Annotated in this window: 16 protein-coding genes and 3 pseudogenes; 1 reads left to right on the plus strand and 18 read right to left on the minus strand. The window is 58.2% G+C overall.

Annotated elements, in window-relative coordinates; all coding sequences use genetic code 11:
* Window positions 1–12: 12 nt before the first annotated feature.
* Window positions 13–1836: a DUF1631 family protein gene (locus FDP08_RS02940; RefSeq protein ID WP_137434539.1), complete on the minus strand. Its 1824-nt coding sequence runs from the start codon at window positions 1834–1836 to the stop codon at window positions 13–15.
* A 123-nt stretch (window positions 1837–1959) separates the two neighbouring features.
* Between FDP08_RS02940 and FDP08_RS02945 the strand changes: the two genes are divergently transcribed.
* On the plus strand, window positions 1960–3033 hold the full coding sequence (locus FDP08_RS02945; RefSeq protein WP_137434540.1) for a 3-deoxy-7-phosphoheptulonate synthase: 1074 nt from the start codon (window positions 1960–1962) through the stop codon (window positions 3031–3033).
* Window positions 3034–3071: 38 nt separating this feature from the next.
* On the opposite strand, the pseudogene cobA reads toward FDP08_RS02945, so the two are convergent.
* The 17 genes and pseudogenes from cobA to FDP08_RS03025 form a co-directional block, all read right to left on the minus strand.
* Window positions 3072–3893: pseudogene (cobA, locus tag FDP08_RS02950) on the minus strand (uroporphyrinogen-III C-methyltransferase); the annotation flags it as partial.
* 14 nt (window positions 3894–3907) lie between these two features.
* Complete coding sequence (gene serS / locus FDP08_RS02955; protein ID WP_137434542.1) at window positions 3908–5182, minus strand: serine--tRNA ligase; 1275 nt, start codon at window positions 5180–5182, stop codon at window positions 3908–3910.
* Window positions 5183–5309: 127 nt separating this feature from the next.
* Complete coding sequence (locus FDP08_RS02960) at window positions 5310–6647, minus strand: replication-associated recombination protein A (protein ID WP_137434543.1); 1338 nt, start codon at window positions 6645–6647, stop codon at window positions 5310–5312.
* On the minus strand, window positions 6647–7306 hold the full coding sequence (gene lolA / locus FDP08_RS02965; RefSeq protein ID WP_486624536.1) for an outer membrane lipoprotein periplasmic chaperone LolA: 660 nt from the start codon (window positions 7304–7306) through the stop codon (window positions 6647–6649). Before lolA ends, FDP08_RS02960 begins: the two co-directional genes overlap by 1 nt.
* 9 nt (window positions 7307–7315) lie before the next feature.
* Window positions 7316–8860, minus strand: a pseudogene (locus tag FDP08_RS20670) (DNA translocase FtsK); the annotation flags it as partial.
* A gap of 525 nt (window positions 8861–9385) precedes the next feature.
* Window positions 9386–9916: pseudogene (locus FDP08_RS20675) on the minus strand (DNA translocase FtsK 4TM domain-containing protein); the annotation flags it as partial.
* 6 nt (window positions 9917–9922) lie between these two features.
* Entirely contained in the window at window positions 9923–11164 is a 1242-nt protein-coding gene (locus FDP08_RS02975; protein ID WP_137434545.1) for an O-succinylhomoserine sulfhydrylase, read from the minus strand.
* A gap of 30 nt (window positions 11165–11194) precedes the next feature.
* Entirely contained in the window at window positions 11195–12718 is a 1524-nt protein-coding gene (gene purF / locus FDP08_RS02980; protein ID WP_137434546.1) for an amidophosphoribosyltransferase, read from the minus strand.
* A 35-nt stretch (window positions 12719–12753) separates the two neighbouring features.
* Entirely contained in the window at window positions 12754–13323 is a 570-nt protein-coding gene (locus tag FDP08_RS02985) for a CvpA family protein (protein WP_137434547.1), read from the minus strand.
* 94 nt (window positions 13324–13417) lie between these two features.
* A complete protein-coding gene (locus FDP08_RS02990) occupies window positions 13418–14050 on the minus strand; it encodes an SPOR domain-containing protein (RefSeq protein ID WP_137434548.1) in 633 nt (210 codons plus the stop codon).
* Between the two features lie 121 nt (window positions 14051–14171).
* A complete protein-coding gene (gene folC / locus FDP08_RS02995) occupies window positions 14172–15488 on the minus strand; it encodes a bifunctional tetrahydrofolate synthase/dihydrofolate synthase (RefSeq protein WP_137434549.1) in 1317 nt (438 codons plus the stop codon).
* The gene (gene accD / locus FDP08_RS03000) at window positions 15472–16398 is read right to left on the minus strand and encodes an acetyl-CoA carboxylase, carboxyltransferase subunit beta (protein ID WP_137434550.1); all 927 of its coding nucleotides are present in this window, start codon (window positions 16396–16398) and stop codon (window positions 15472–15474) included. The genes folC and accD overlap by 17 nt, the downstream gene beginning before the upstream one ends.
* A 41-nt stretch (window positions 16399–16439) precedes the next feature.
* A complete protein-coding gene (trpA, locus tag FDP08_RS03005; RefSeq protein WP_137434551.1) occupies window positions 16440–17252 on the minus strand; it encodes a tryptophan synthase subunit alpha in 813 nt (270 codons plus the stop codon).
* A 20-nt stretch (window positions 17253–17272) separates the two neighbouring features.
* Window positions 17273–18481 (minus strand): tryptophan synthase subunit beta, encoded by a 1209-nt coding sequence (trpB, locus tag FDP08_RS03010; RefSeq protein WP_206077304.1) that lies wholly within the window; start codon window positions 18479–18481, stop codon window positions 17273–17275.
* Window positions 18474–19103 carry a phosphoribosylanthranilate isomerase gene (locus tag FDP08_RS03015; protein ID WP_137434553.1) on the minus strand — a complete coding sequence of 210 codons (630 nt, stop codon included), beginning with the start codon at window positions 19101–19103 and terminating at the stop codon, window positions 18474–18476. Before FDP08_RS03015 ends, trpB begins: the two co-directional genes overlap by 8 nt.
* A gap of 7 nt (window positions 19104–19110) precedes the next feature.
* The gene (gene truA, locus FDP08_RS03020; protein WP_137434554.1) at window positions 19111–20007 is read right to left on the minus strand and encodes a tRNA pseudouridine(38-40) synthase TruA; all 897 of its coding nucleotides are present in this window, start codon (window positions 20005–20007) and stop codon (window positions 19111–19113) included.
* A 106-nt stretch (window positions 20008–20113) separates the two neighbouring features.
* Complete coding sequence (locus FDP08_RS03025; protein WP_137434555.1) at window positions 20114–23317, minus strand: FimV/HubP family polar landmark protein; 3204 nt, start codon at window positions 23315–23317, stop codon at window positions 20114–20116.
* Between the last annotated feature and the right edge of the window lie 50 nt (window positions 23318–23367).

Below are 23367 nucleotides of genomic sequence, written 5' to 3' on the forward strand. Positions count from 1 at the left end.
CCGGTTACCCGATCAGTTCCGGCCAACCCGGATGCGCCCCACAACCCTGGACAGGGTTTCGTCAAATTCTGCAGAGGCCCCCAGTACGCGAATGCGGCCCGCAACGATCTCGTCTACCAGTTCGTCCACCAGGAACTCCCGGCGATTCAGGCCCAACCGGTCCACAAATACCAGTTTTTTCGAGGCGTTGATCCGCACCGCCAGTTTCAGGCGAACCGAGTCCTGGCCCTTCCCGGAGCCTTCTTCCACGATCCAGCCACCAAGTTTGATACCGTCAACAAGTTGCTGCGCTGCGGCGACTTTCTCGCGCAACAAGCGATCCTGTTCGGCCTCTTCATCGGCCACGCGCTGAGCCTCTGCTGCCTGTTCGCTGCGGGTAAGTTCCTCCTGCCTGGCGGTTTCTTCTTCCCGTTGTCGCCGTTCTGCCTCGTCCTTTTCCCGGCGCAGCGCGTCAGCTCGCGCCTTTGCTTCCTTCGCTGCTTTTGCGCGCTGAAGCTTCTGACGATCAAGCACCACCGACAGAGAGGTAACCGTTTCCGCCAATACCTCGCCAAAGGGTTTCAGCGGTGGCAAGGAGCGCAGGGTGCCGCTGTCGAGACCAGCCACAAATCGCGCCCAGGGCTGTACACCGAGTTTGACGCCCGCGCCATTGGTCCAGAGCACTTCACAGGTGTCTGGCAGCAGCGCGAAGAAGAATCTGCGCCGTTCCTTTGCGCCCTCGCCCTCAACGTACCACTTGCCCTTCAGGGGCGATACGTCCGCTTCAGCAGGTTCGGAGAAGGTGAGCCAGGCAGAATCCCAGGAAAAGCGGTTATCGGTCGGCAGAGCGGGCACAAGATCCGGTGTTTCACCCCGCAGGCGTGCGACCATGACGGACTGAACACCCTCCAGGGCTTTTTCTTCCAGCGGGTTCTTCTGAACCCGGTTCCACACGTCGGTTATGCGATCACCAATCTGTTCACCGACCGTGTAGAGCCGGTTCCGGTCCCGGTCCGAAAGGCCGGGATCGCCAATCCACACCAGCCACTCCAGGAGCTTGCCGGCATGTCGCCAGTTTTCACCCTCGGTGCCCTCTTCCCAGACGATCTGTTTCAGCAATCCGAACCAGTGATCAAAAATGAAATTCACCACTGCCTGTGGCAATTGACGATTCTGCAGGGCCCGCCCCACCAGAGCACGCGCTGTCTGCTCCGCCCGTCGCTGCCTGGCGGCTCCCTGCTCCGTTTCGAGCAGGCGCTGACGCAGTCTGTCGTTCTGCTGTTCCCGTCTGGTGGCGTCCTCTTCCCACTGGCGGCAAAAAACCAGCACCGGCTCGATATCGCCGGAATCGAAACTGCCGGAAACCGCTATAATCAGTGCATCCAGCTGATCCAGAATTGCCCTGGCCGACCGTCCACCTGAGGCACTCCAGCCGCGGCAGTCCTGCAGGCTGTCGAGCCACTGAATCAGCGTTTCATGGAGTGCACCGGCGCCTTCAAGATTCATTCGCCAGGCAAAAAAGAACCTCAGGCGGGCGATGCGACGGGCGAGCTCAGGGTGCAAACCACTGGTTTTAAGGAAGACGCCCATGATGCGGTCGGCAACATAGGCGGAGTTGATCTGCCGGACAGACCAGGTCAGGGAAACCGAGCGAATCACATGGGTGACAGGCTCGTCCCTTTGCTCTGTCCAGCAGGAAAGCAGTAGCGGCCCCCAGTCGCTGACCGCGTCCGGTGACAGCTTTCGGGCCGGGTAAGGAAGATCTGGTACGCGAATGCCGGAGAGCACGTCGGCCATCTTCTCTGGAACCCGCTTCCGGGGCAGGACTTTCCCCTTGTTCTGCGTGCTCTGCTGCATCCGTTCTCCGCGCGTCAGAAGCGTTGAAAAGGTCTATCAAATAACGCAGTATAACCAACTCGCCGGGGTTTACTGCAACTTAACGCCGGCCAGTCATGTTTATGCGACGGGGATAACAACAGAATGTCGGGCACCAATCTAGAGAATCTGAATGTGGCGAGTCAGGAACCATTGATCACACCTGAAGCGCTGAAGCAGGAATTGCCGCTTTCCGGCAAGGCTGCGGAAACCGTGGAAAACGGCCGCCAGGCCATCTATGACATCATGGACGGCAAGGATCATCGCCTGTTTGTGGTGGTGGGCCCCTGCTCCATTCATGATGTTGAAGCTGCCCGGGACTATGCTGTAAAACTCAAGAAGCTGGCGGATGAAGTCAGCGATACCCTGCTGATTGTCATGCGGGTGTATTTCGAGAAGCCACGCACCACCGTCGGCTGGAAGGGCTTGATCAACGACCCACACCTGAACGATACCTTTGATATCGAACAGGGCCTTCACATTGGCCGCCGCCTGCTGCTGGACATTTCCGAACTCGGCCTGCCCACGGCCACTGAAGCCCTTGACCCGATTTCCCCGCAATACCTGCAGGACACTATTTCCTGGTCCGCCATTGGCGCCCGTACCACCGAATCCCAGACGCACCGAGAGATGAGCAGCGGTCTGTCCATGGCCATCGGCTTCAAGAATGGTACCGATGGCAGCCTGGACGTCGCGGTCAATGCCATGAAGTCGGTCTCACATCCCCACAGCTTCCTGGGCATCGACCAGCAGGGCAAGGTGGCGATCATCCGCACCCGCGGCAACAACTATGGCCATGTGGTTCTCCGTGGCGGCGGTGGTAAACCCAACTACGATTCAGTCAGTGTTGCCCTCTGCGAACAGGCGCTCGAGAAAGCGAAACTGCGTCAATCGATCATGGTCGACTGTAGCCACGCCAACTCCAGCAAGGACCCGGGCATTCAGCCATTGGTCATCCAGGACATTACCCACCAGATTCTGGAGGGCAACCAGTCCATCCAGGGCCTGATGGTGGAAAGCAACCTGAACTGGGGCAATCAGTCGATTCCGGAAAACCTGGCTGATCTCAAGTACGGCGTGTCGGTCACTGACGCCTGCATTGACTGGGAAACCACTGAAAAGGCCCTGCACGACATGCGGGACAAGCTCAAAGACGTGTTGCCGAATCGGCGCGGCTAATCCGGTGCCGCGGCTGGTCAAGAGCCGCGGCTGAAGGCTCAGCCGCCTACCCAATCCAGCCTGCTTCTCAGGGTCACCACCCTGCCTATGATGACCAGTGTGGGAGCAGGCACCTCGTTCTCCTCTACCCGCTCGACGATAGTGGACAGGTCTCCGGTAACAACCTGCTGCTGGGGCGTGGTGCCCCGGGACACCAGTGCCACCGGCATATCCGGGGACATTCCGTTGGCAATCAGCTGCCGGCAGATGATGGGTAGGCCCACCAGTCCCATGTAGAACACCAGGGTCTGGTTGTTCTGCACGAAATCCTTCCACGGCAGGTCGCAGGTATCATTTTTGAGATGGCCGGTTACAAAGCGGACTGACTGGGCATGATCGCGATGAGTGAGCGGTATCCCGGCGTAAGCCGCACATCCGGACGCAGCAGTGATTCCCGGCACGACCTGGAAGCGCACGCCAGCCGCGGCCAGGGTTTCGATTTCCTCGCCACCACGACCAAAAATGAAGGGATCCCCACCCTTCAACCGTACAACTTTGTGCCCCTTGCGGGCGAGTTCCACCAGCCGGTTGTTGATCTGCTCCTGGGGCAAGGTATGGTTCGACCGCTGCTTACCTACGTGAATCCGTTCCGCGGTTTCCGGAATGAGTGACAGGATTTCCGCCGATACCAGGCGATCGTACAACACCACTTCTGCCGACTGAATCAGGCGCCAGGCCTTCAGTGTCAGAAGTTCCGGGTCACCGGGGCCGGCGCCCACAAGCGCGACCTCACCCTCGGAACTGTTGGGGTTTTCGGTGACCGGATTCTTTTGGTATCGAACCGGTGCAGGCTTTGCACCAACGCCCCTCCATGGTGCATCGTCGGATCTGTCACTCATTGGATTTTTTCTAAACCTCCCATGTACGGCTTCAGGACCTCCGGAACCAGAATGCTGCCGTCTGCCTGCTGGTAGTTCTCCATGACCGCGATCAGTGCACGGCCAACGGCGAGACCGGAACCGTTCAGGGTGTGGACCGGCTCAGGCTTGTTGGTTTCCGGATTACGCCAACGTGCATGCATGCGCCGTGCCTGGAAATCCCGGGTATTGGAACAGGAAGAAATTTCCCGGTACTTGTCCTGCCCCGGCAGCCACACCTCGATATCGTAGGTGCGAGCCGCTGCGAAGCCCATGTCACCACCGCACAGGTCAACCAGTCGGTAAGGGAGTTCCAGTAGTTGCAGTACCTTTTCCGCATGGCCGGTGAGGGCCTCGAGCGCTGCCTCGGAATCTTCGGGCCGCACCACCTGGACCAGCTCTACCTTGTCGAACTGGTGCTGCCGGATCATACCCCGGGTGTCACGGCCGTAGGAGCCGGCCTCGCTGCGGAAACAGGGGGTATGGCATACCATCTTCAGAGGCAGCTCTTTGGCGTCCAGGATGGTGTCACTGACCAGGTTGGTGGCAGGTACTTCCGCCGTGGGAATCAGGTACAGCGGCTTTTCGCCATCCATACGGAACAGATCTTCCTCAAACTTTGGAAGCTGGCCGGTACCGTAGAGGGTCTCGGCATTCACCAGATAAGGAACATAGGCTTCCATATAGCCATGCTCTTCGGTATGCAGATTCAACATGAACTGGGCCAGTGCCCTGTGCAACCGCGCAACCGGGCCGCGCATCACCGCAAACCGGGAATGGGCCAGGCGTGTCGCGGTTTCAAAGTCCAGACCGCCAAGCGCTTCGCCGAGTGCGACGTGGTCTTTGGGCTCAAAGTTGAACGTTTTCGGTGTGCCCCAGCGACGAACCTCCACGTTGTCGTCTTCGCTCTCTCCCGCCGGTACCGTCTCATCCGGCAGGTTAGGAATCGCCGCAAGGAAGTCATTCAGTTCTTCCTGAAGCATGCGCAATTCGTCTTCTGCTTCTGACTTCTGCTGCTTCAGGTTTTCCACCTCATCCAGCAAGGGCTGAATGTCCTCACCGGCCGCCTTGGCCTTGCCGATGGATTTGGACCGGCGGTTCTGCTCGCCCTGCAAGGTTTCCGTTTTCACCTGGATCGCACGGCGGCGTTCCTCGAGCTGATCGAAGGTGGCTTTATCAAAGGTAAAGCCCTTGATGGCCAGGCGACGGGCGATCTCTTCAGTCTGGGTGCGGACACGTTTGGGATCGAGCATGGTTATCCTGAGTTTTCCGGTTCAAAGGTAAGTGGACAAGTGTCTGTTTTCTGACGATTGACTGGGCATTATACCTGCGAGGATGTCTGTGGCTACAGCAGGCATGGCCCGGCAGACTATTTCAGGTTTACGGATAACGCTTGCGGGGGCTGTTACGGTTCCACTGATCAAGTCGATCCCGCTTTTCAGCCAGTTTGATTTCCAGACCACGATTGACGGGCTGGTAGTACCGGCGTTGATGGATAGCTTCCGGCAGGTAGGATTCGCCGGCGGCAAAGGCCTCCGGCTCATCGTGGGCGTAACGGTATTCATGACCATGGCCCATCGATTCAAGCAGCTTGGTAGGCGCATTGCGCAGGTGAACGGGCACTTCATAGTCCGGATCCTTGCGGATATCGGCCATACACTGGTTGAAGGCCTTGTAGACGGCATTGCTCTTTGGCGCCATCGCCAGGTAGGTCACCGCCTGGGCAAGGGCCAACTCCCCTTCCGGCGAACCCAGTCGCTCCTGAGCCTCCCAGGCGTCCATGGAAATCTGCAGTGCCCTGGGGTCAGCGTTGCCGATGTCCTCACTGGCAATTCTGGCCAGCCGGCGAGCCACATAAAGGGGGTCACAGCCGCCATCGAGCATACGGCATAGCCAATACAGGGACCCATCGGGGTCCGAGCCACGCACCGACTTGTGCAGCGCCGATATCTGGTCGTAGAAAACATCGCCGCCCTTGTCGAAGCGTCTCAGGCTGGTCTGCAGAACCTGCTCCAGGTGATCGCGGGTGATTCTCGCGGCGTTTTCTTCATCCGGCTCGGCAAGATCCGTTGCCACCTCGAGTATATTCAGCGCCCGCCTGGCATCTCCGCCTGAGGCTGACGCCATAAGGTCCAGAACGGGGCCATCAACCGTGAAACGTCCGTCCAACCCCTCCGGAGCGGACAGCGCCCGGTTCAGCAATTCCAGAATATCGTCATCGGAGAGATTCTTGAGGACATAAACCCGGGTGCGGGACAGCAGTGCGCTGTTGAGCTCGAAAGAAGGGTTTTCTGTGGTGGCGCCCACGAAAATGAAGGTGCCATCCTCGATGTGAGGAAGGAACGCATCCTGCTGGCTCTTGTTGAAGCGATGAACCTCATCAACGAACAGCAGGGTATCCCGGCCTTCACTGCGCTTGCGGTTTTTCGCCCGTTCCACAATCGCGCGGATATCCTTTACACCGCTCAGAACCGCGGAGACGGTCTCGAAGCTCAGGTCACTGAGGTTGGCAAGCAGGCGAGCGAACGTGGTCTTGCCGACGCCAGGAGGCCCCCAGAGGATCATGGAATGGAGCTGGCCCTGCTCCACAGCCCGGCGAAGGGGCTTGCCCTCACCCACCAGATGGGCCTGGCCGACGTATTCGTCGAGGTTTTCCGGGCGCATTCGTGCAGCCAGTGGCCGAAACCCCTGCTGTTCACCGAACAGGCTTTCCTGCATCAGGCTCCGTCCCGGATCACATCCACGTCATCGGGGTATTCAAGGACAAAGGCGCTGTCGCTCACGTCTTCGTTGAGACGGATATCGTCGAAGCTGAGCACGCTCAACTGGGACAACGAATCCTGCATACGCATCTCCTGCAACTCGCCCTTGAAGAAGGTCAGACGCAGAGACACGAACAGCGAATCCTCTCTTCTGGGTTCCAGGGTAAATTCCCGGGTGTTTTCGCCAACACTGCGCATTGACACCTCGTAGGTTTCATCCAGATTGTCTACTTCACCACTGAGCAGCAACGCAGGTGTCGTCGAGACTTTTTCGTCCAGACTGTGGACGGTGACCTGTTCCAGGTCCGGGTCGTAAACCTCTACCTTGTTGCCATCGCTGACTACGAACTGGGAATGGGGCTGGCTGGTCTCCCAGTAGAACAGGCCCGGGCGTTTGGCCTTGAGGGAACCACGGCTTTCCTGCACACGGTTGCCGTTTTCGTTAACCACAATCTGGATGAAGCTGGCCTGAAAGGTTTCGTAACTCTCCAGCATGGACGCCAGTTCCGCTGCGGCTTCTTCCCCGCTCTCTTCAGCGTGGGCCGGCAGGGCAAACATCAACACCGCTGCCAGAATGGATAAGATCCACAAACCCTTTGGTGATTCCATCATCATTCGGTACTCCTAATCTCGTGGTGGCGGTGGTGCCAGTACTTCGCGGGCGCCATTGTGCCCGGCAGAGCTGACCACACCGGATGCTTCCATGGCCTCGACCAGGTTTGCCGCCCGGTTATAGCCGATCTTGAATTTTCGCTGCACGGATGAAATTGAAACACGTCTACCCTCGGTGACGAACGCAACAGCCTCGTCAAACAGGGCGTCCCCTTCACTGTCCCCGCCGCCATCGCTCAGGCTGGGCACACCGGGAAGGTTTTCGCCTTCGGCGCCGTTGAGCACATCATCGACATAAACCGGCTCACCGCGCGCTTTCCAGGCACTCACAACCCGGTGCACTTCGTCGTCATCCACGAAGGCACCGTGAACACGTACCGGAAGCCCGGAGCCGGGGGGCAGGTAAAGCATGTCGCCATGCCCCAGCAACTGCTCTGCTCCGCCCTGATCCAGTACCGTGCGGGAGTCAATCTTCGACGACACCTGGAACGACATACGGGTGGGAATATTGGCCTTGATCAGGCCGGTAATGACATCAACCGACGGCCGCTGGGTGGCCAGAATCAGGTGAATACCGGCGGCACGGGCCTTCTGTGCAATCCGCGCGATGAGTTCTTCCACTTTCTTGCCAACAATCATCATCATGTCGGCGAATTCGTCGATCACCACCACGATGAACGGCAGTGTTTCCAGCTCTGGCCGCTCCTGTTCATCGTTTGCGAGATATTCATCCGGCTTCCAGGTGGGATCCAGCAGGGGCTCTCCCGCTGCAGCGGCGTCTTTTACCTTGCGGTTGTACCCGGCCAGATTGCGAACACCCAGGCTCGCAAGCAGCCGGTAACGTCGCTCCATCTCCGCCACGCACCAGCGCAAGGCGTTGGCGGCATCTTTCATGTCGGTGACCACCGGTGCCAGCAGGTGTGGGATACCGTCGTAGATGCTCAGCTCCAGCATCTTGGGGTCCACCATGATAAAGCGGACTTCTTCCGGTGTGGCTTTCAGCAGCATGCTCAGGAGCATGGCATTCACACCTACCGACTTACCGGAACCCGTGGTACCTGCAACCAGCAGGTGCGGCATCTTGGCAAGGTTCGCCACCATCGGATTGCCGCCGATGTCGTTGCCCAGCGCCAGGGTCAACGCAGAGGAGGATTCCGTAAACACCCGGGCACTCAATACCTCACTGAGCCGGACCATTTCACGTTCTTCATTGGGAATTTCAATGCCGACAACCGACTTACCGGGAATAACCTCAACCACACGGACACTGAGAACCGCCAGTGAACGGGCCAGGTCTTTCGCAAGGTTGGAGATCTTGCTTACCTTGACCCCGGCAGCAGGCTTGATTTCGAAACGGGTAATAACCGGCCCGGGATTAACCTCGACCACTTCCACAGAAACCCCGAAATCCGCCAGTTTCTCTTCCAGAAGGCGCGACATATGCTGAAGCGACTCCTCGGAATAGCCCCTTTCCTTGTGCTCTTCCGGCGGATCCAGAAGCGAAATCGGAGGAATGGGACTCTCGATGTCTTCCAGCAGCGATGCCTGTTTGCTTTTTCCACTGCCGTTTGTGGTGGACTGATCTTCACGCTTGAACGGGGAGATCTTCAGGGACTTGCCAGCGGGACCTGTGGGTGGCTTTTTGCCACTTTTCAGGCCGGCTTCAGGCATATCGGCACCCGGAGCACTGTCATCCCGGGAGCTGAAGCTTTCAAGCCGCGCCGGTTCGGCATCGTCCACGGATTGCACACCCTCAAGCCCCGGTTCACGCCGTTGTTTCGGCGGAGCCGCTGGCTTTGCCTTGTCCTTGCGGGGGCCCAGACCCAGCAGACGTCTCCACCAGGGCACACCTGCAGCCTTGTTCCTGACCGATGCCGCTACCTTGTCCCGCACCACCGGCGGTTCCACAGGTTTCTTCGGGGGTGCGGTCGCTGCCGGCCCGGGAGCATCAGGCGCAGTCCGCGCCTTGGCGGAAGACGAAAACAGGCTCTTGATGCTGTTAGCCGCGCGCAGGGTCAGGTTGCCCAGTTGATCCATCAACCAGAACCAGGACAGCCCGGTACTCACCGTCAGTGCAAACAGGAAGATGGAGATCAGTAACAGCGTTGTCGCCGGCAAGTTGAAGAAGCGCACCATCGCCTCGGAAACCGCTGCACCAAGCACACCACCGGAGGTAACCCCGAGCCCGAACACGGAATACAGTGACAGCAGGCTGGTCGCCGACAACAGGATCAGCAGAAACCCGCCGAATCGCACCAGGAACAAGGGCACGTGCATATCGATGGGATCATTCCGGCGGCGGATAAGCATCAGGGCGTAGGCCGCGATCATCACCGGAAACAGGAAGGCCACATGACCAAAGAAGTCGCGGAGCAGGCTGGCGAGCCAGGCGCCGGTGCGGCCAGCGTAATTCTGCACACTGGTTTCATGCCCTATGCTGGCCCAGCCGGGATCCGAAGGGCTGAAGGTCACCAGTGCCATGCCCAGATAGATACACAGCGCAATCAGCGCAATCACCGCCCCTTCCCGGGCCCCCTGGGCCAGAAAATGACGGAACCGCAACTGTTTGTCTGTCAGCTCTCCTGATTTTTTTGCTTTTGCGCTCTCAGCCATGAATGCTCAGACAGTTCCCTGACGGTAATTTTCAAGAGCCTCAAACCCACGCTGCAAGTCGGTTTTGAGATCCTCAACAGCTTCAATACCTACCGAGATCCGTACCAGATTTTCGGTAATACCCGCGTGCTCCTTGTCCTCCGGAGACAGTCGGCCATGAGTGGTTGTGGCCGGATGTGTAATCGTTGTTTTGACATCACCAAGATTGGCGGTGATGGAGATCATTCGGGTTGCGTCGATAAACGCCCAGGCCTGCTCTCTCCCACCTTTCACGGTAAACGAGAGCACCCCGCCGAATCCGCTCTGCTGGCGTTTCGCCAGCTCATGCTGCGGATGGTCGGACAAGCCAGCATAGAATACCCGGTCTACGGTGCCCTGCCCTTCCAGCCATTTGGCCAACTCTAACGCATTGTCACAGTGGGCGCGCATACGGATTGGTAAGGTTTCCAGACCCTTGAGGAAAACCCAGGCGTTGAACGGGCTCATGGTCGGGCCGGCTGAGCGCAGGAAGCCGTAGACCTCCTCCATCAGTTTGTCGGGACCAACCACCACACCGCCAACACAGCGACCCTGTCCGTCCAGGTATTTGGTTGCGGAGTGAATAATGATGTCTGCACCATGCTCGAACGGGCGCTGCAGAACCGGTGTGCAAAAACAGTTGTCCACCACAAACAGGGCATCGTTGTCATGGGAGAGTTTGGCCAGGGCCGCCATATCCGCCACTTCGCACAGCGGATTGGACGGTGTTTCGATAAACACCATTCGGGTTTCCGGTCGCACGGCAGCCTGCCATTGCGCCATGTCGGTCAGGCCCACAAAAGTGGTTTCGACACCAAATTTGGCCAGATATTTCTGGAACAACACGTTGGTGGTACCGAACACGCCCCGGGAACAGATCACGTGATCACCGGTTTTCAGCAATGCCATGCAGGTGGCCAGAATAGCTGCCATGCCGGAAGACGTCGCCACTGCCCTTTCACCGCCTTCCATCGCTGCAATCCGGGCCTCGAACGCCTGCACCGTGGGATTGGTAAAACGGGAATAGATATTGCCCGGCTCTTCGCCTCCGAACCGTGCCGCCGCCTGGGCGGCACTGCCATAGACAAAGCTCGAGGTGGGAAAGATCGCATCGCTGTGTTCCAGCTGGCCAGTACGGATCTGCCCTGCACGGACCGCGAGAGTATCCACCGACATGCCCTCAAGATCCGATTCCGGGATCAGGACGTGCTCTTCGCGGCGATAGGTCATGACAAACTCCTGTTTACGACCGTGGCGTGGTCAATCTTCATCGTTATACAGATCAATAATACCGTTATCGGAAGAATCTCCGGAACCGCCCTCGAAGCGGTTCTCATCGTTGCGGGCGGCTTCCAGCTTGTTGAGATACGCAGCGTCCACATCACCGGTGATGTAGTTGCCGGTAAACACCGAGCACTCCCAGCCTTCAATATCCGGGTTAACGTCACTGACACAGGTAATCAGGTCTTCCAGATCCTGGTACAGCAGCCAGTCTGCGCCGATCAACGTCGCAATCTCGTCAACGCTGCGATCATGGGCGATCAGTTCATTCACCGACGGCATGTCGATACCGTACACGTTGGGATAACGCACCGGGGGCGCCGCTGAGGCAAAATAGACCTTGCGGGCACCGGCATCCCTGGCCATCTGCACGATCTCCTTACAGGTGGTGCCCCGAACGATAGAATCGTCCACCAGCATCACGTTCTTGCCACGGAACTCCAGGTCAATCGGGTTCAGCTTCTGGCGTACTGACTTCTTGCGCATTTTCTGGCCGGGCATGATAAAGGTGCGGCCGATGTAGCGATTCTTGATGAACCCCTCCCGGAACTTCACCCCCAACCGGTGCGCCATCTGCATCGCAGAGGTACGGCTGGTATCGGGTATGGGCATTACCACGTCGATATCATGATCCGGGCGCTCCCGCAGAACCTTCTCCGCCAGGGTTTCCCCCATTCTGAGGCGAGCCTTGTAAACCGACACCTGGTCAATGATGGAGTCAGGCCTTGCGAAATACACATGCTCGAACACGCACGGGTACAGGTGGGGTTCTTCTGCACACTGCTGGGTATACAACGTGCCATCAGTTTCAATGTAGACCGCCTCACCAGGGGCTATGTCGCGCACCAGTTTGAAACCGGCTGCACTCAGGGCGACGCTTTCGGATGCAATCATGTACTCCTCGCCCGCCTCGGTCTTTCGCACGCCATAACAGGCCGGGCGGATACCATTGGGGTCGCGGAAGCCGACGATGCCATAACCGGTGATCATTGCAATGACGGCATAGGCGCCACGGCACCGTTTGTGCACCGCACGCACGGCGGAAAAAATCTCTTCCTTGGTCGGGTCGAGCTTGCCCAGCTTCTGCAGTTCGTGGGCAAATACGTTCAGCAGTACTTCCGAGTCCGAGTTGGTGTTGATATGGCGCAGATCGGTGCGGAACAGGTCATTGCTGAGGTCTTCGGCGTTGGTCAGGTTACCGTTGTGGGCCAGCGTAATGCCGTAGGGGCTGTTGACATAGAAAGGCTGAGCTTCGGAAGAGCTGGAACTGCCGGCGGTAGGGTAACGGACATGGCCGATACCCACGTTGCCCACCAGCCGTCGCATATGACGGGTACGGAATACATCCCGCACCAGCCCGTTGTCCTTGCGAAGGAAAAAACGCTCGTTCTGAAAGGTTACTATTCCCGCTGCATCCTGGCCCCGGTGCTGTAATACGGTCAGCGCGTCGTAAAGCGACTGATTCACGTTGGAAGTACTGACTATGCCGACAATGCCACACATGGATACGGTAATCTCCGAAGCGTTAAAACTGAATGTTAGCGGGACGCGGAAGCGGGTTCCACGTTATCTTCCTGTTGCGATTCCGGGGAGTCGTCCATGCCTCCACCTGCGGGCCCGAGAAAGCGCGCGAATTCGTCTCCCAGGGTCCTTCGTGACCAGTCCTCCACAACGGCCAGACGCTCAATCATCACTGACGTACGCCACCAGGTATCTTCGGCCAGGGGTGTATAGCGGGTAAAGGCGATTGCGACAATCACCACCACCAGCCCCCGTAACAGGCCAAATCCCATGCCCAATACCCGATCGGTTGCCGACAGGCCGGTAGCCTTGACCAGGTGGCCAATCAGGTTGTTGATGATGGCACCAACGATCAGGGTGGCAAAAAACAGGATGGCAAAGGCCGCTACCAGGCGCACCAGTGGCGTCTCGACGGTGCCCTCGAGGAGAGACTGCATCTGGGGATGAAACGTTCGGGCAATAATGAACGCACCCACCCAGGTTATCAGCGACAGCGCTTCCTTGATGAAGCCACGCTTGAGACTGATAAGGGTAGAAACAGTAATCAGGGCAATGATGACCCAGTCGATCCAGATCAGCGCATCCATGAAAAACCCGGTGGAGAAAAGGAAGCGCGAATTCTATCAGGAAACGTCACCTGACCAAACCGTCCATTACGCAATACTGAGGCAGCCCGACGCTCTATTTTTCGCCGGAGGTTACCAGGCTGTTGAGGCCGAAGGCTTTGTCGAGGACCTGCTTGGCTTTTTCGGCTTCCGCTTTCTCGGCAAACGGCCCACTGAAAACCCGGGTAAGCTCGGCGTCGCCACGGGTTACTTCCTGAAGGTGGGAGTTGTAGCCCTTTTCACGCACCTTGTTCCGGAGGTTCCTGGCGTTATCGGCGCTGCCAAAACTGCCCAGTTGCACAACCCAGGCGCCCTCCAGGGACCGGGTAAACTCGGCAGCATCCTCCTCCCTGACAGGTTCTTGCGTTTCCGGCTCGCTGACTTCCTGTTGCGATACTTCAGGCTCTTCAACGGTGGGGACTGGCTCTGGCGCTTCCACCTCTGACACCGCCTGTGGCGGATCTCCAAAGGCAGGCTCTTGCACTACAGGCTGCTGATCGCCATTACCGGATTCTTCAAGACGGTAGGCAGGTGCTTCGGCAATCTCGGGTTCCGGCGCTTCAACTTCGGGGAACGGAGGCTCCTCGGGAATTTTGATGGAAGTGGATTCACGTTCGGAGTGTGGTTCATCAAACATCATCGGCACAAAGATAACGGCAAGAGACACCAGCACGAGCGCCCCGATGATTCTTTGCTTCAGTCCATCCACGTTACGCAATCCCCTGTTAATTCACGACTCGCCAACATTGACCAATACTGTGCCCGATAGTAACCGCCACCTGTTGAGAACTCAAAGCCTCATGGCAGGCATGACGGATATTTAAGATGGGTCATTTTCCCAGAGCGTCACGGGCCGCCGCAACGGTAAAGAACGATCCGAACACAATGACCAGGTCATCCTGAGTTGCTTCCGCCAGGGCGTTTTCCAGAGCCTCCCCGACCGATGACGACAGCGCCGGCGAGGCCTCGCCGATGATTCCCGTCAGGCGTGCTGCCAGTTCCTGGCAACTCAGGCCACGGGGAACCTCCAGCCCGGCAAGATACCACCGATCGACAACCCGGCTCATTGCACGGCCAACGCCTTCCACATCCTTGTCGGCCAGGGCTCCATAGATGGCGATAACACGCCCCTCAGCCTTTCGCTGGCGACCGATTCGGTTGGCCAGCCAGTCAGCGGCATGGGGATTATGGCCGACATCCGCAATGACCCGGGGGGAGGCACTCAAAACTTCGTAACGTCCCGGGAGCGCAAGCCCGGCGAGCAACTGTTCAATAGCCGCCAGTTCCAGGCCAGGCTCGAGCTGACGTATAGCAACAACGGCAGCTGCCAGGCTATGGACAGGAAGCCCGGTATCGGGAAGCCTTACCTCGTCACCATAACGCGCCTGCCTGAGGATGAATACGTTCGCTGCCTGCCCGTCGTTCTTCGTTGGTACCAGCTGATAGGTCTCACCCGGGCGTTCAAGGTGAACCTTCTGGGCGGACGCCTGCTGAAGCACGGACGCCGGGGGATCTGTATCGGCATAGATGGCATTGACGCCAGGGCGCAGTATTCCGGCCTTCTCGAAGCCAATAACCTCACGGTTATCCCCGAGAAAAGATACGTGATCAATATCCACCGAGGTAATGATCGCCAGGTCCGGATCCAACACGTTCACTGCATCCAGCCGGCCCCCAAGCCCTACCTCGAGAACCCAGTCTTCCACGCCGGCTTCCTCGAACAATACAAAGGCAGCCAGGGTGCCAAACTCGAAGTAGGTCAGCGTGGTGTTGCCGCGGGCCGACTCAACCCGTTCAAAAGCGCGAACCAGACTGTCATCGGTAACATTTGAACCGTTGATCCGGACTCGCTCATTGTAATGCTGCAGGTGCGGTGAGGTGTAGGCGCCGGTCGAACGACCAGCCCTGATCAACAGTTGTTCGATCGCTACAACGGCACTGCCTTTACCGTTGGTGCCACCGACAGTAATGATTCGCGCCAACGGATTGCGACGAAACAGTCGCCGCAGCACCAGGAGAACCCGGTCAAGGCCAAGGTCAATTTCGGAAGGATGGATGGATTCGAGATAACTGAGCCACTGCTCAAGTGTGGCTCCGGCGCCCGGCATATTCGAATGCCGGGCGCCGGAATCATTCTGCGGGGACATCGCTTTCCGGCCGCTCCGATACTTCAAACTCGATCGGTGCTTCCGTGGCAGGCTTGTCCATACCGGCAAACTTGGCCAGCAATGCTGCAATGCGTTCGCGCATATGGTGACGGTGCAGGATCATGTCGATCGCGCCATGGTCCAGCAGGAATTCACTGCGCTGGAAGCCCTCGGGCAGCTTTTCGCGAACCGTCTGCTCGATAACACGGGGGCCGGCAAACCCGATCAATGCGTAGGGCTCGGCGATGTTAAGGTCGCCCAGCATGGCCAGGCTGGCGGAAACACCACCAAACACCGGGTCCGTCATCACGGAGATGTAGGGAATGCCTTCCTGCTTCATGCGCTCAAGCGCCGCAGCGGTCTTGGACATCTGCATCAGCGACAGGATGGCCTCCTGCATTCGCGCGCCACCACTGGCCGAGAAACACACCAGGGGAATCCGTTCTTCCAGGCACACGTTGGCCGCCTGGACAAACTTCTCGCCCACAACCTGGCCCATGGAACCGCCCATGAAATTGAACTCGAAGGCCACCGCAACCAACGGCGTCTCGAGACAGGAACCGCGCATGGCGACCAGTGCGTCTTTTTCACCGGTGGCTTTCTGGTTCTGGGCCAGCCTGTCCTTGTAACGTTTGCTGTCCTTGAACTTAAGGCGATCCCACGGCTCCAGGTCAGCCGCAATTTCCTGGCGGCCTTCCTTGTCCAGAAAGATATCCAGGCGCCGACGGGCCGTTACCCGCAAGTGGTGCTGACATTTGGGACAAACATCCAGGTTCTTGTCGAGTTCCGGCTTATAGAGAAAGGCGCCGCATTTCGGGCATTTCTTCCAGAGGCCTTCGGGAACCCCGGTCCGTTGCTTGGATTCCGAGCGAATCTTGCTCGGCATGATCTTGTCCAGCCAGTTACTCATGGTCTCATCCTGTCCTTTGTTGCCTGCCGGATACCTGTCTGTCAGGAGGCCAGGCTGTCCAGTGCTTCGCGCATCGGGTGAAGCAGATCTGTCAACGCCCGCTTGAGCTGATCGGGATCTGCCTGATTCCGGGCTATTGTATCTACCAGCACACTGCCGACAATTACACCATCGGATACCCGTCCGACAGCGGAGGCAGTAGCTGCATCACGAATACCAAAGCCGACAGCAACCGGAAGAGCGGTCAGTTCATGAATGTGAGCGACCTTGGCGGCCACTTCATCCACATCAATTTTGCCAGCTCCGGTTACGCCCTTGAATGAAACATAGTACACATAGCCGGAACTGTGCTCACTAATTGCACGAATCCGGTCATCGGTGGTGGTCGGCGCCAGCAGAAATATCGCATCCAGGTTACGTGCGGTAAACAGCGGTGCCACCTCGTCCGCTTCTTCCGGCGGCAGGTCCACCGTGAGTATGCCGTCCACACCGGCATCAACGGCAGCGTCAGCAAATTTTTCCTGCCCCATGGCTTCCATGGGATTGAGATAGCCCATCAACACAACGGGGGTCGCATCGTCTTTCTCACGGAACGTTTTCACCATCGCCAGCACCTGGCGCAGGGACGTGCCGTGCTTGAGCGCCCGCTCACAGGCCCGCTGGATCACCGGGCCATCTGCCATGGGGTCCGAGAAGGGCACGCCCAACTCGATAATATCCGCGCCCGCGTCCACCAGCGTGTGCATCAGATCAACGGTCTGATCCGGGTGTGGATCACCGGCGGTAATGTAGGGGATCAGCGCCTTGCGACCCTGCCCTTTCAGGGATTTCAGAACCCCTTCGATTCGACTCATGCCAGCTCCTTTGCTGTAGCTTAAACCTCGATACCATCTATCTCGGCGATGGTCTGCATATCCTTGTCGCCGCGCCCGGAAATATTAATCACCACCATCTTGTCTTTATCCATGGAGGCGGCAAGCTTGATCGCGTACGCAACTGCATGGGCCGTTTCCAGCGCCGGCATGATGCCCTCAACGCGGGTCAGCTTGCGGAAGCCGTCCAGCGCCTCGTCGTCGGTCACCGACACATAGTGTGCACGACCAATATCCTTCAGCCAGCTATGCTCCGGCCCCACACCCGGGTAATCCAGACCGGCACTGACAGAATGTGTTCCGGCAATCTGGCCGTTCTCATCTTCCATCAGGTAAGTTCGGTTGCCGTGCAGCACACCCGGACGACCGGCGCTGAGCGGTGCAGCGTGCTGGCCAGTTTCGATACCAAGGCCGCCGGCTTCCACACCATACAACTCCACACTTTCGTCGGTCAGGAACGGATAGAACATACCAATCGCGTTGGATCCGCCGCCGACACAGGCGACCAGAGCGTCTGGCAGCTTGCCGGTCCGGTCCAGGGACTGCTGGCGGGTTTCTCGACCAATTACCGACTGGAAGTCACGGACCAGCAGAGGATAAGGATGGGGCCCGGCCACGGTTCCGATAATGTAGAAGGTATCGTCAACGTTCGCGACCCAGTCCCGCATGGCGTCGTTCATGGCGTCTTTCAGGGTGCGGGTGCCACTGGTAACCGAATGGACCTCGGCTCCCAACAGCTTCATCCGGTAAACGTTCGGAGACTGCCGCCGGATGTCTTCTTCACCCATGAACACGTGACATTCAAGCCCCAGACGGGCACAGACGGTTGCGGTAGCCACACCGTGTTGGCCGGCACCGGTTTCGGCGATGACGCGTTTCTTGCCGAGAAAACGGGCCAGAAGTGCCTGGCCTATGGTGTTGTTTACCTTATGGGCGCCCGTATGATTGAGGTCTTCACGCTTGAGCCAGATCTGGGCGCCACCGGTTTCCCGGGTCAGCCGCTCGGCAAAATACAGCGGGCTGGGACGGCCCACATAGTGCGCCAGGTCCCTGTCGAATTCGGCCTGAAACTCCGGATCGTCCTTGAGCCTCTTGTACTCGCGCTCAAGGGTCAGCAGCGAATCAAACAGCGTTTCGGACACAAATCTGCCGCCGTAGGCACCGAAGTGGCCCCGTGCATCCGGAAGCGCCTTGAGCATTTCTTCAGTCAGTTTCATCGACACGGTGAACCTCGTTTATAAAATCAGTGATTTTTTGAACGTCTTTGATGCCTTTGCTGCTTTCTACACCACCACTGACATCAACCGCCCAGGGCCGAACCTCCGCGACAGCGCGGAATACGTTATCAGAAGCCAGGCCGCCGGCCAATATCAGCGGCAATGGACGGGCCTCCGGAATCAGTGACCAGTTGAAGGCCTGCCCTGTTCCGCCGTATTTATCCGGGTCCCAGGCGTCAACCAGCAACCCGCTGGCATTGCCGTAATTCCGAAAGGCATTTTCAATGTCCGAGCTTTGCCGTACCCGTACCGCCTTGATCCAGCGCACACCGAAACTGTTGCAGAACTCCGGGGATTCATCGCCATGAAACTGCAGCATGTCCAGAGGCACCTGTGACAGAACTTCCCTCACATACTCCGCGTCCGGATTAACGAACAGCCCTGTTGCCGATACAAACGGCGGCAACGAACGAACAAGCGCTTTCGCAGCGGTTGGCGCCACGTATCTGGGGCTGGGCTCGTAGAAGACAAACCCCAGAGCGTCCGCACCGGCCCTGGTCGCATTTACAACGTCCTGTTTCCGGGTAATCCCGCAGATTTTGACTCGGGTTTTCATAGGGCTGTTATCGCTGCTTTCGATGTATGTGAGTCGGGGGGCGCGGTCTGTTGTCGGCGTCGCTGAACCAGGGCGCCACAAAGCCTGGCCCACATTGTGCCGCGGGAATCGGGAATTCGGCCGGGTACCCCACATCCACCAGGTACAATCCATGGGGTGGCGCAGTCACGCCCGCAACGGTCCTGTCCCTGCTCTCAAGTATCTCACGAATCCATTCCGGCTGCTGCTGCCCGCTACCAACGGCCATCAGTGCGCCGGCGATATTACGGACCATGTGGTGTAGAAATGCATTGGCCTGCACATCAATTACGACGAACTTTCCCTTTCGGGTTACGTTGATGGCCTCAAGAAACCGGATGGGGGATCTGGACTGGCAACCGGCGGCACGAAATGACGAGAAATCGTGCTCCCCTCTCAGGAACTGGGCCGCCTGATTCATCACGCCGACATCCAGTGGCCGGAAGGTCCAGCTGACCTGACCACTGAGGATGCCCGGCCGTACCGGGTGATTATAAATCACGTACCGGTAACGCCGGTACGTTGCCGAGAAACGCGCATGGAAGTCCCCCACACCATTGCCGGCCCAGTGCACGGCAATATCCGAAGGCAGGGAGGTGTTGATACCCATTACCCACGAGCGGGGATTACGTACAGAGGGGGTTTCGAAATGGGCAATCTGGTAACTGGCATGGACACCAGCGTCGGTGCGGCCCGCGCAGACCAGTTCAACCGGGTGGTCCGCCACTTTTGATACGGCATGTGTCAACTCGCCCTGAACCGAGCGAACACCGGACTTCTGATACTGCCAGCCGTGGAATCCCCGGCCGTCATACTCGAAAGCGAGCGCTACACGCCCCGCCCCGATGGAGCTATCGGTGGTCAGTGGTTGCGGTGTAAGAAACAATGAGTCGTCCGGAATTCGGTGCTGATGACAAAGCAAAACGCCGGCATTTGGTCCAGGCTTGGCCCGGTAGCCGGCGTTTTGCGCTTCCTCCCCTGATTATAGCGAATCAGGACAGATTTTTAAGGAGATCCTGCGCTTCCGCTTTCTGCTCCTCATTTCCCTCCAGAGCAACTTCCTCCAGGATATCCCGGGCTCCGTCCACATCACCCATCTCAACGTAGGCCCTGGCCAGATCCAGCTTGGTTGACGCCTCATCGGTGCCCGACAGGAAGTCAAAGTCATCGTCGTCGCCCAGGTCGGACTCATCGATGTCAGCCGATTTTGACGCAGCCGCCGTAGAGGCAACGGGAGGCTCTTCGTTCGCCTCGTCACTTTCTGCATCTTCGCCAAGTTCCGGCAGCTCTTCTTCAACAGCTTCGGCACCGGCAACAGTCTCTTCCGGGTCTGCGGGCTCTTCGCCGCTCAGCGCGTCTTCAAGCCCCAGTTCCTCGTCGAGTCGTGCAGCGTTGTTTTCCACGTCAGTACCGTCTGTACCTGCACTATCGCCGGAGTCTGCGAACTCTTCCATCAAAGCAAGGTCCTCGTCAGAAACATCGAGCTCCAGATCATCCAGCTCATTTTCATCGCTGTCGCCAGATGCACCCTCATCTCCGGCAACCTTGTCCAGTTCTGCATCCAGCTCATCAAGGAATGACTCGTCCAGCGAATCGAGTTCGCCTTCCTGCAAGTCATCCTCTTCTGGCTTGCTTTCCTCAGCTTCCGCAGTCTCAGGCTCAGCCTCAGACCCGGAGGGTTCCAGCTCTTCTTCATCGAGCTCCAGTGAGGCGAATTCGTCGGCATCAGCATCAACGTCACCGAGCTCAAAGCTCAGATCTTCTTCATCGTCTGCCTTCGCCGCCCCGTCGGTAGACTCATCCTCCAGGGTGAAATCGAAGGAGTTGTCAGCCAGGTCATCAGCCTCGGACTCGCTGGCGCCCTGCTCCGTCAGTTCATCCTTTTCATCTGTGGACGACTCCACACCGGAGAGGTCGTATTCAATCATGTCATCCGGACCGGATTCCCTGTCAGTGCCCGCTTCTTCCTGTTCATCAATATCAAGTTCGGAAAAGTCCGTTTCCAGACTGCCAAACTCATCTTCTTCCTCTTCGCCTGGACGGGATTCGTAGCGATCAGAAGCGAATTCATCAGAAAGGCCGTCCTCAGCGGTGTCATCCGCCTTGTCCACGGAGGACTCAGTACCGTACGAATCGGACCTCAGCTGTGACTCAAGGTCATCAATGCTCGGCATTGACTCGGCTTCTTCAAGGCGCGACCGCATATCATGGGCTTCGGCAATAGCCTCATCGTCATCCAGTGCCTCAACTTCGCCGAGCTGTTTCTCGAACGATGCCCGGTCCTGCGTATCGGCATAGACCCCCAAAAGCTTCAGCCGGAGATCTGTGCGGCTTGGCTCGCGCGAAATGGCGGTTTCAAGGGACTGGGCAGCCTGGTCCATTCTGCCATAGGCAATGTAGGTGTCCGCTTCGGCCAATGGATCGCCTTCCGGACTCTCCGCGCCTTCCTCGTCGTCCAGCGTCAGGTCGAAGGTGTCAGTGTCACTGTCGGCATCGCCGTTAAGCTGATCGTAGAACTCTTTTTCGCGATTGGCATTGCGACGGGCCAGAAGCAGTAACAGCAGCAGCAGAAGAATCAGACCACCGCCCAACGCAACCTGGTAAAGGGTATTGTTGGTAATGGCGCTGATAATATTGCCCGGAAAGCCCTTGTCAGGCTGCGCCGGCGGCGTAGTAGGCTGCTGGCCTGGCTGCTGCGATGCCGGTGCTGCAACTGCAGCCTCTTCGTCGCGTTCGTCATCTGCCGCAGCGTCATCGGATCCGGTTGCGGCAAGGTCCGATGGCTCTTCACCTGTAGCTGATGGCTCTTCACCCGTGGCTGACGGCTCTCTGTCCGATGCTGAAGGCTCTTCATCCATTGCTGACGGCTCTGCCTCGTCGTCATCAGCAGCAGCTACCTGGTCATCAGCCATTTCATCAGCGTCAACGGCATCAGTTTCAGCGGTATCAACCTGTTCAGTTTCCGCTTCCGCGAGATCTGCTTCGGAATCACCTTCGGCTTCAACGTCGTCTTCCGCTACCTGTTCGGCAAGGGTTTCGTCATCAGGCGCATCGACGGGTTGCTCTTCGCTTCCCTCAGCGTCCGCCTGTTGAATCTCCGCAAGCTGGGTGTTCTTGAGTTCAAGCAGCCGCTGGAGCGTCTCTACCTGCTCCTGCAGGTCATCGACACGTCCAGTGAGTTCGTCGTTCTCGCGGCGGGCACTCTCAAGCTCTTCCATCGCAACGGCGGTGCCAGCATCGACACCACCTGCAGTATTGCCATCCCCACCTGCTGAACCACCTTCGTCTGCATCGCGCGAACTGCTGTCATCACTGGCAAGCAATCTCAGTTCATCACCGCCAGTTGTCCCCTGGGTATCCTGCCCGGAGGCGACCTGGGTATCGGTAGCGTCTACCGTACGCTCGGGGCTGGAGAATGCCTCGTTCTGCAATGCGACCTGCCTGGTGGCCTCATCACGGGAACGGCTGCGGATATCCTCGATGGAAGGCACACGCAGAACTTCACCGCGCTTGAGGCGGTTGATATTGCCACCGATAAAGGCATCCGGATTAAGATCCTGCAGCGCCAGCATCACCTGCTGTGTGGAAAGGCTGTTATCCGGCCGAACGCTGACCGCGATGGTCCACAGGGTATCCGAAGGACCAGTGGGGCCAAAGGTACGTGAACGCTGTGAAGTAGAGCGCTGTAATTCCTGCGACCTCGCCTGGGCCCGCGGCTGGGCCTGTCCTTGTGACGGTTGCGATGCCTGTCGAGTGGCAGGTGCGGAAACCTGCTCCTGCACCCCTGACTCCTCGGCGTAAACCGGAGGATCCACCAACACGGCGTATTCACGCATCAGCCGGCCGTTTGGCCAGGTCACTTCCAGCAGGAAGTTGAGGTAGGGCTCCCGCAAGGGCTCCCTGGACGAGACGTTGACCACCAGGCTGCCATCTCTGGCCGTTGTCACCCGGAAATCGAGTTTGGTAAGGAAATAGTTCCGGTCGATACCAACCCTTTCATAGGCTGACTCGGGAGCGATGTTTACAAACACATCACCGGGGTCCACTCCCTCGCTTTTACGCAGATTGATCTCTGCGTCCAGAGGCTCATTCAGATAGGACTGTAATTCAATCTCTCCCAGACCCAGGGCCTGTGCGACGCCGGAACCGAGCCCTCCCGCCAGAGCCAGAGCAACCGCAAGCTTGCGTACCTTCATGCTTTTTCCTTACCAGTCTCCGTTATTCGTTACTGTTCCTGGGAACAGAT

Origin of the sequence: Marinobacter panjinensis, from assembly GCF_005298175.1 — a bacterium.
Classification (GTDB): Bacteria; Pseudomonadota; Gammaproteobacteria; order Pseudomonadales; family Oleiphilaceae; genus Marinobacter; species Marinobacter panjinensis.

What these genes read in the sequence shown, in the direction of transcription:
- FDP08_RS02940 (WP_137434539.1), bottom strand. Translation starts at nt 1,836, where the DNA reads ATGCAGCAGAGCACGCAGAACAAGGGGAAAGTCCTGCCCCGGAAGCGG.
- FDP08_RS02945 (WP_137434540.1), top strand. Translation starts at nt 1,960, where the DNA reads ATGTCGGGCACCAATCTAGAGAATCTGAATGTGGCGAGTCAGGAACCA.
- serS (WP_137434542.1), bottom strand. Translation starts at nt 5,182, where the DNA reads ATGCTCGATCCCAAACGTGTCCGCACCCAGACTGAAGAGATCGCCCGT.
- FDP08_RS02960 (WP_137434543.1), bottom strand. Translation starts at nt 6,647, where the DNA reads ATGCAGGAAAGCCTGTTCGGTGAACAGCAGGGGTTTCGGCCACTGGCT.
- lolA (WP_486624536.1), bottom strand. Translation starts at nt 7,306, where the DNA reads ATGATGATGGAATCACCAAAGGGTTTGTGGATCTTATCCATTCTGGCA.
- FDP08_RS02975 (WP_137434545.1), bottom strand. Translation starts at nt 11,164, where the DNA reads ATGACCTATCGCCGCGAAGAGCACGTCCTGATCCCGGAATCGGATCTT.
- purF (WP_137434546.1), bottom strand. Translation starts at nt 12,718, where the DNA reads ATGTGTGGCATTGTCGGCATAGTCAGTACTTCCAACGTGAATCAGTCG.
- FDP08_RS02985 (WP_137434547.1), bottom strand. Translation starts at nt 13,323, where the DNA reads ATGGATGCGCTGATCTGGATCGACTGGGTCATCATTGCCCTGATTACT.
- folC (WP_137434549.1), bottom strand. Translation starts at nt 15,488, where the DNA reads ATGTCCCCGCAGAATGATTCCGGCGCCCGGCATTCGAATATGCCGGGC.
- accD (WP_137434550.1), bottom strand. Translation starts at nt 16,398, where the DNA reads ATGAGTAACTGGCTGGACAAGATCATGCCGAGCAAGATTCGCTCGGAA.
- trpA (WP_137434551.1), bottom strand. Translation starts at nt 17,252, where the DNA reads ATGAGTCGAATCGAAGGGGTTCTGAAATCCCTGAAAGGGCAGGGTCGC.
- FDP08_RS03015 (WP_137434553.1), bottom strand. Translation starts at nt 19,103, where the DNA reads ATGAAAACCCGAGTCAAAATCTGCGGGATTACCCGGAAACAGGACGTT.
- FDP08_RS03025 (WP_137434555.1), bottom strand. Translation starts at nt 23,317, where the DNA reads ATGAAGGTACGCAAGCTTGCGGTTGCTCTGGCTCTGGCGGGAGGGCTC.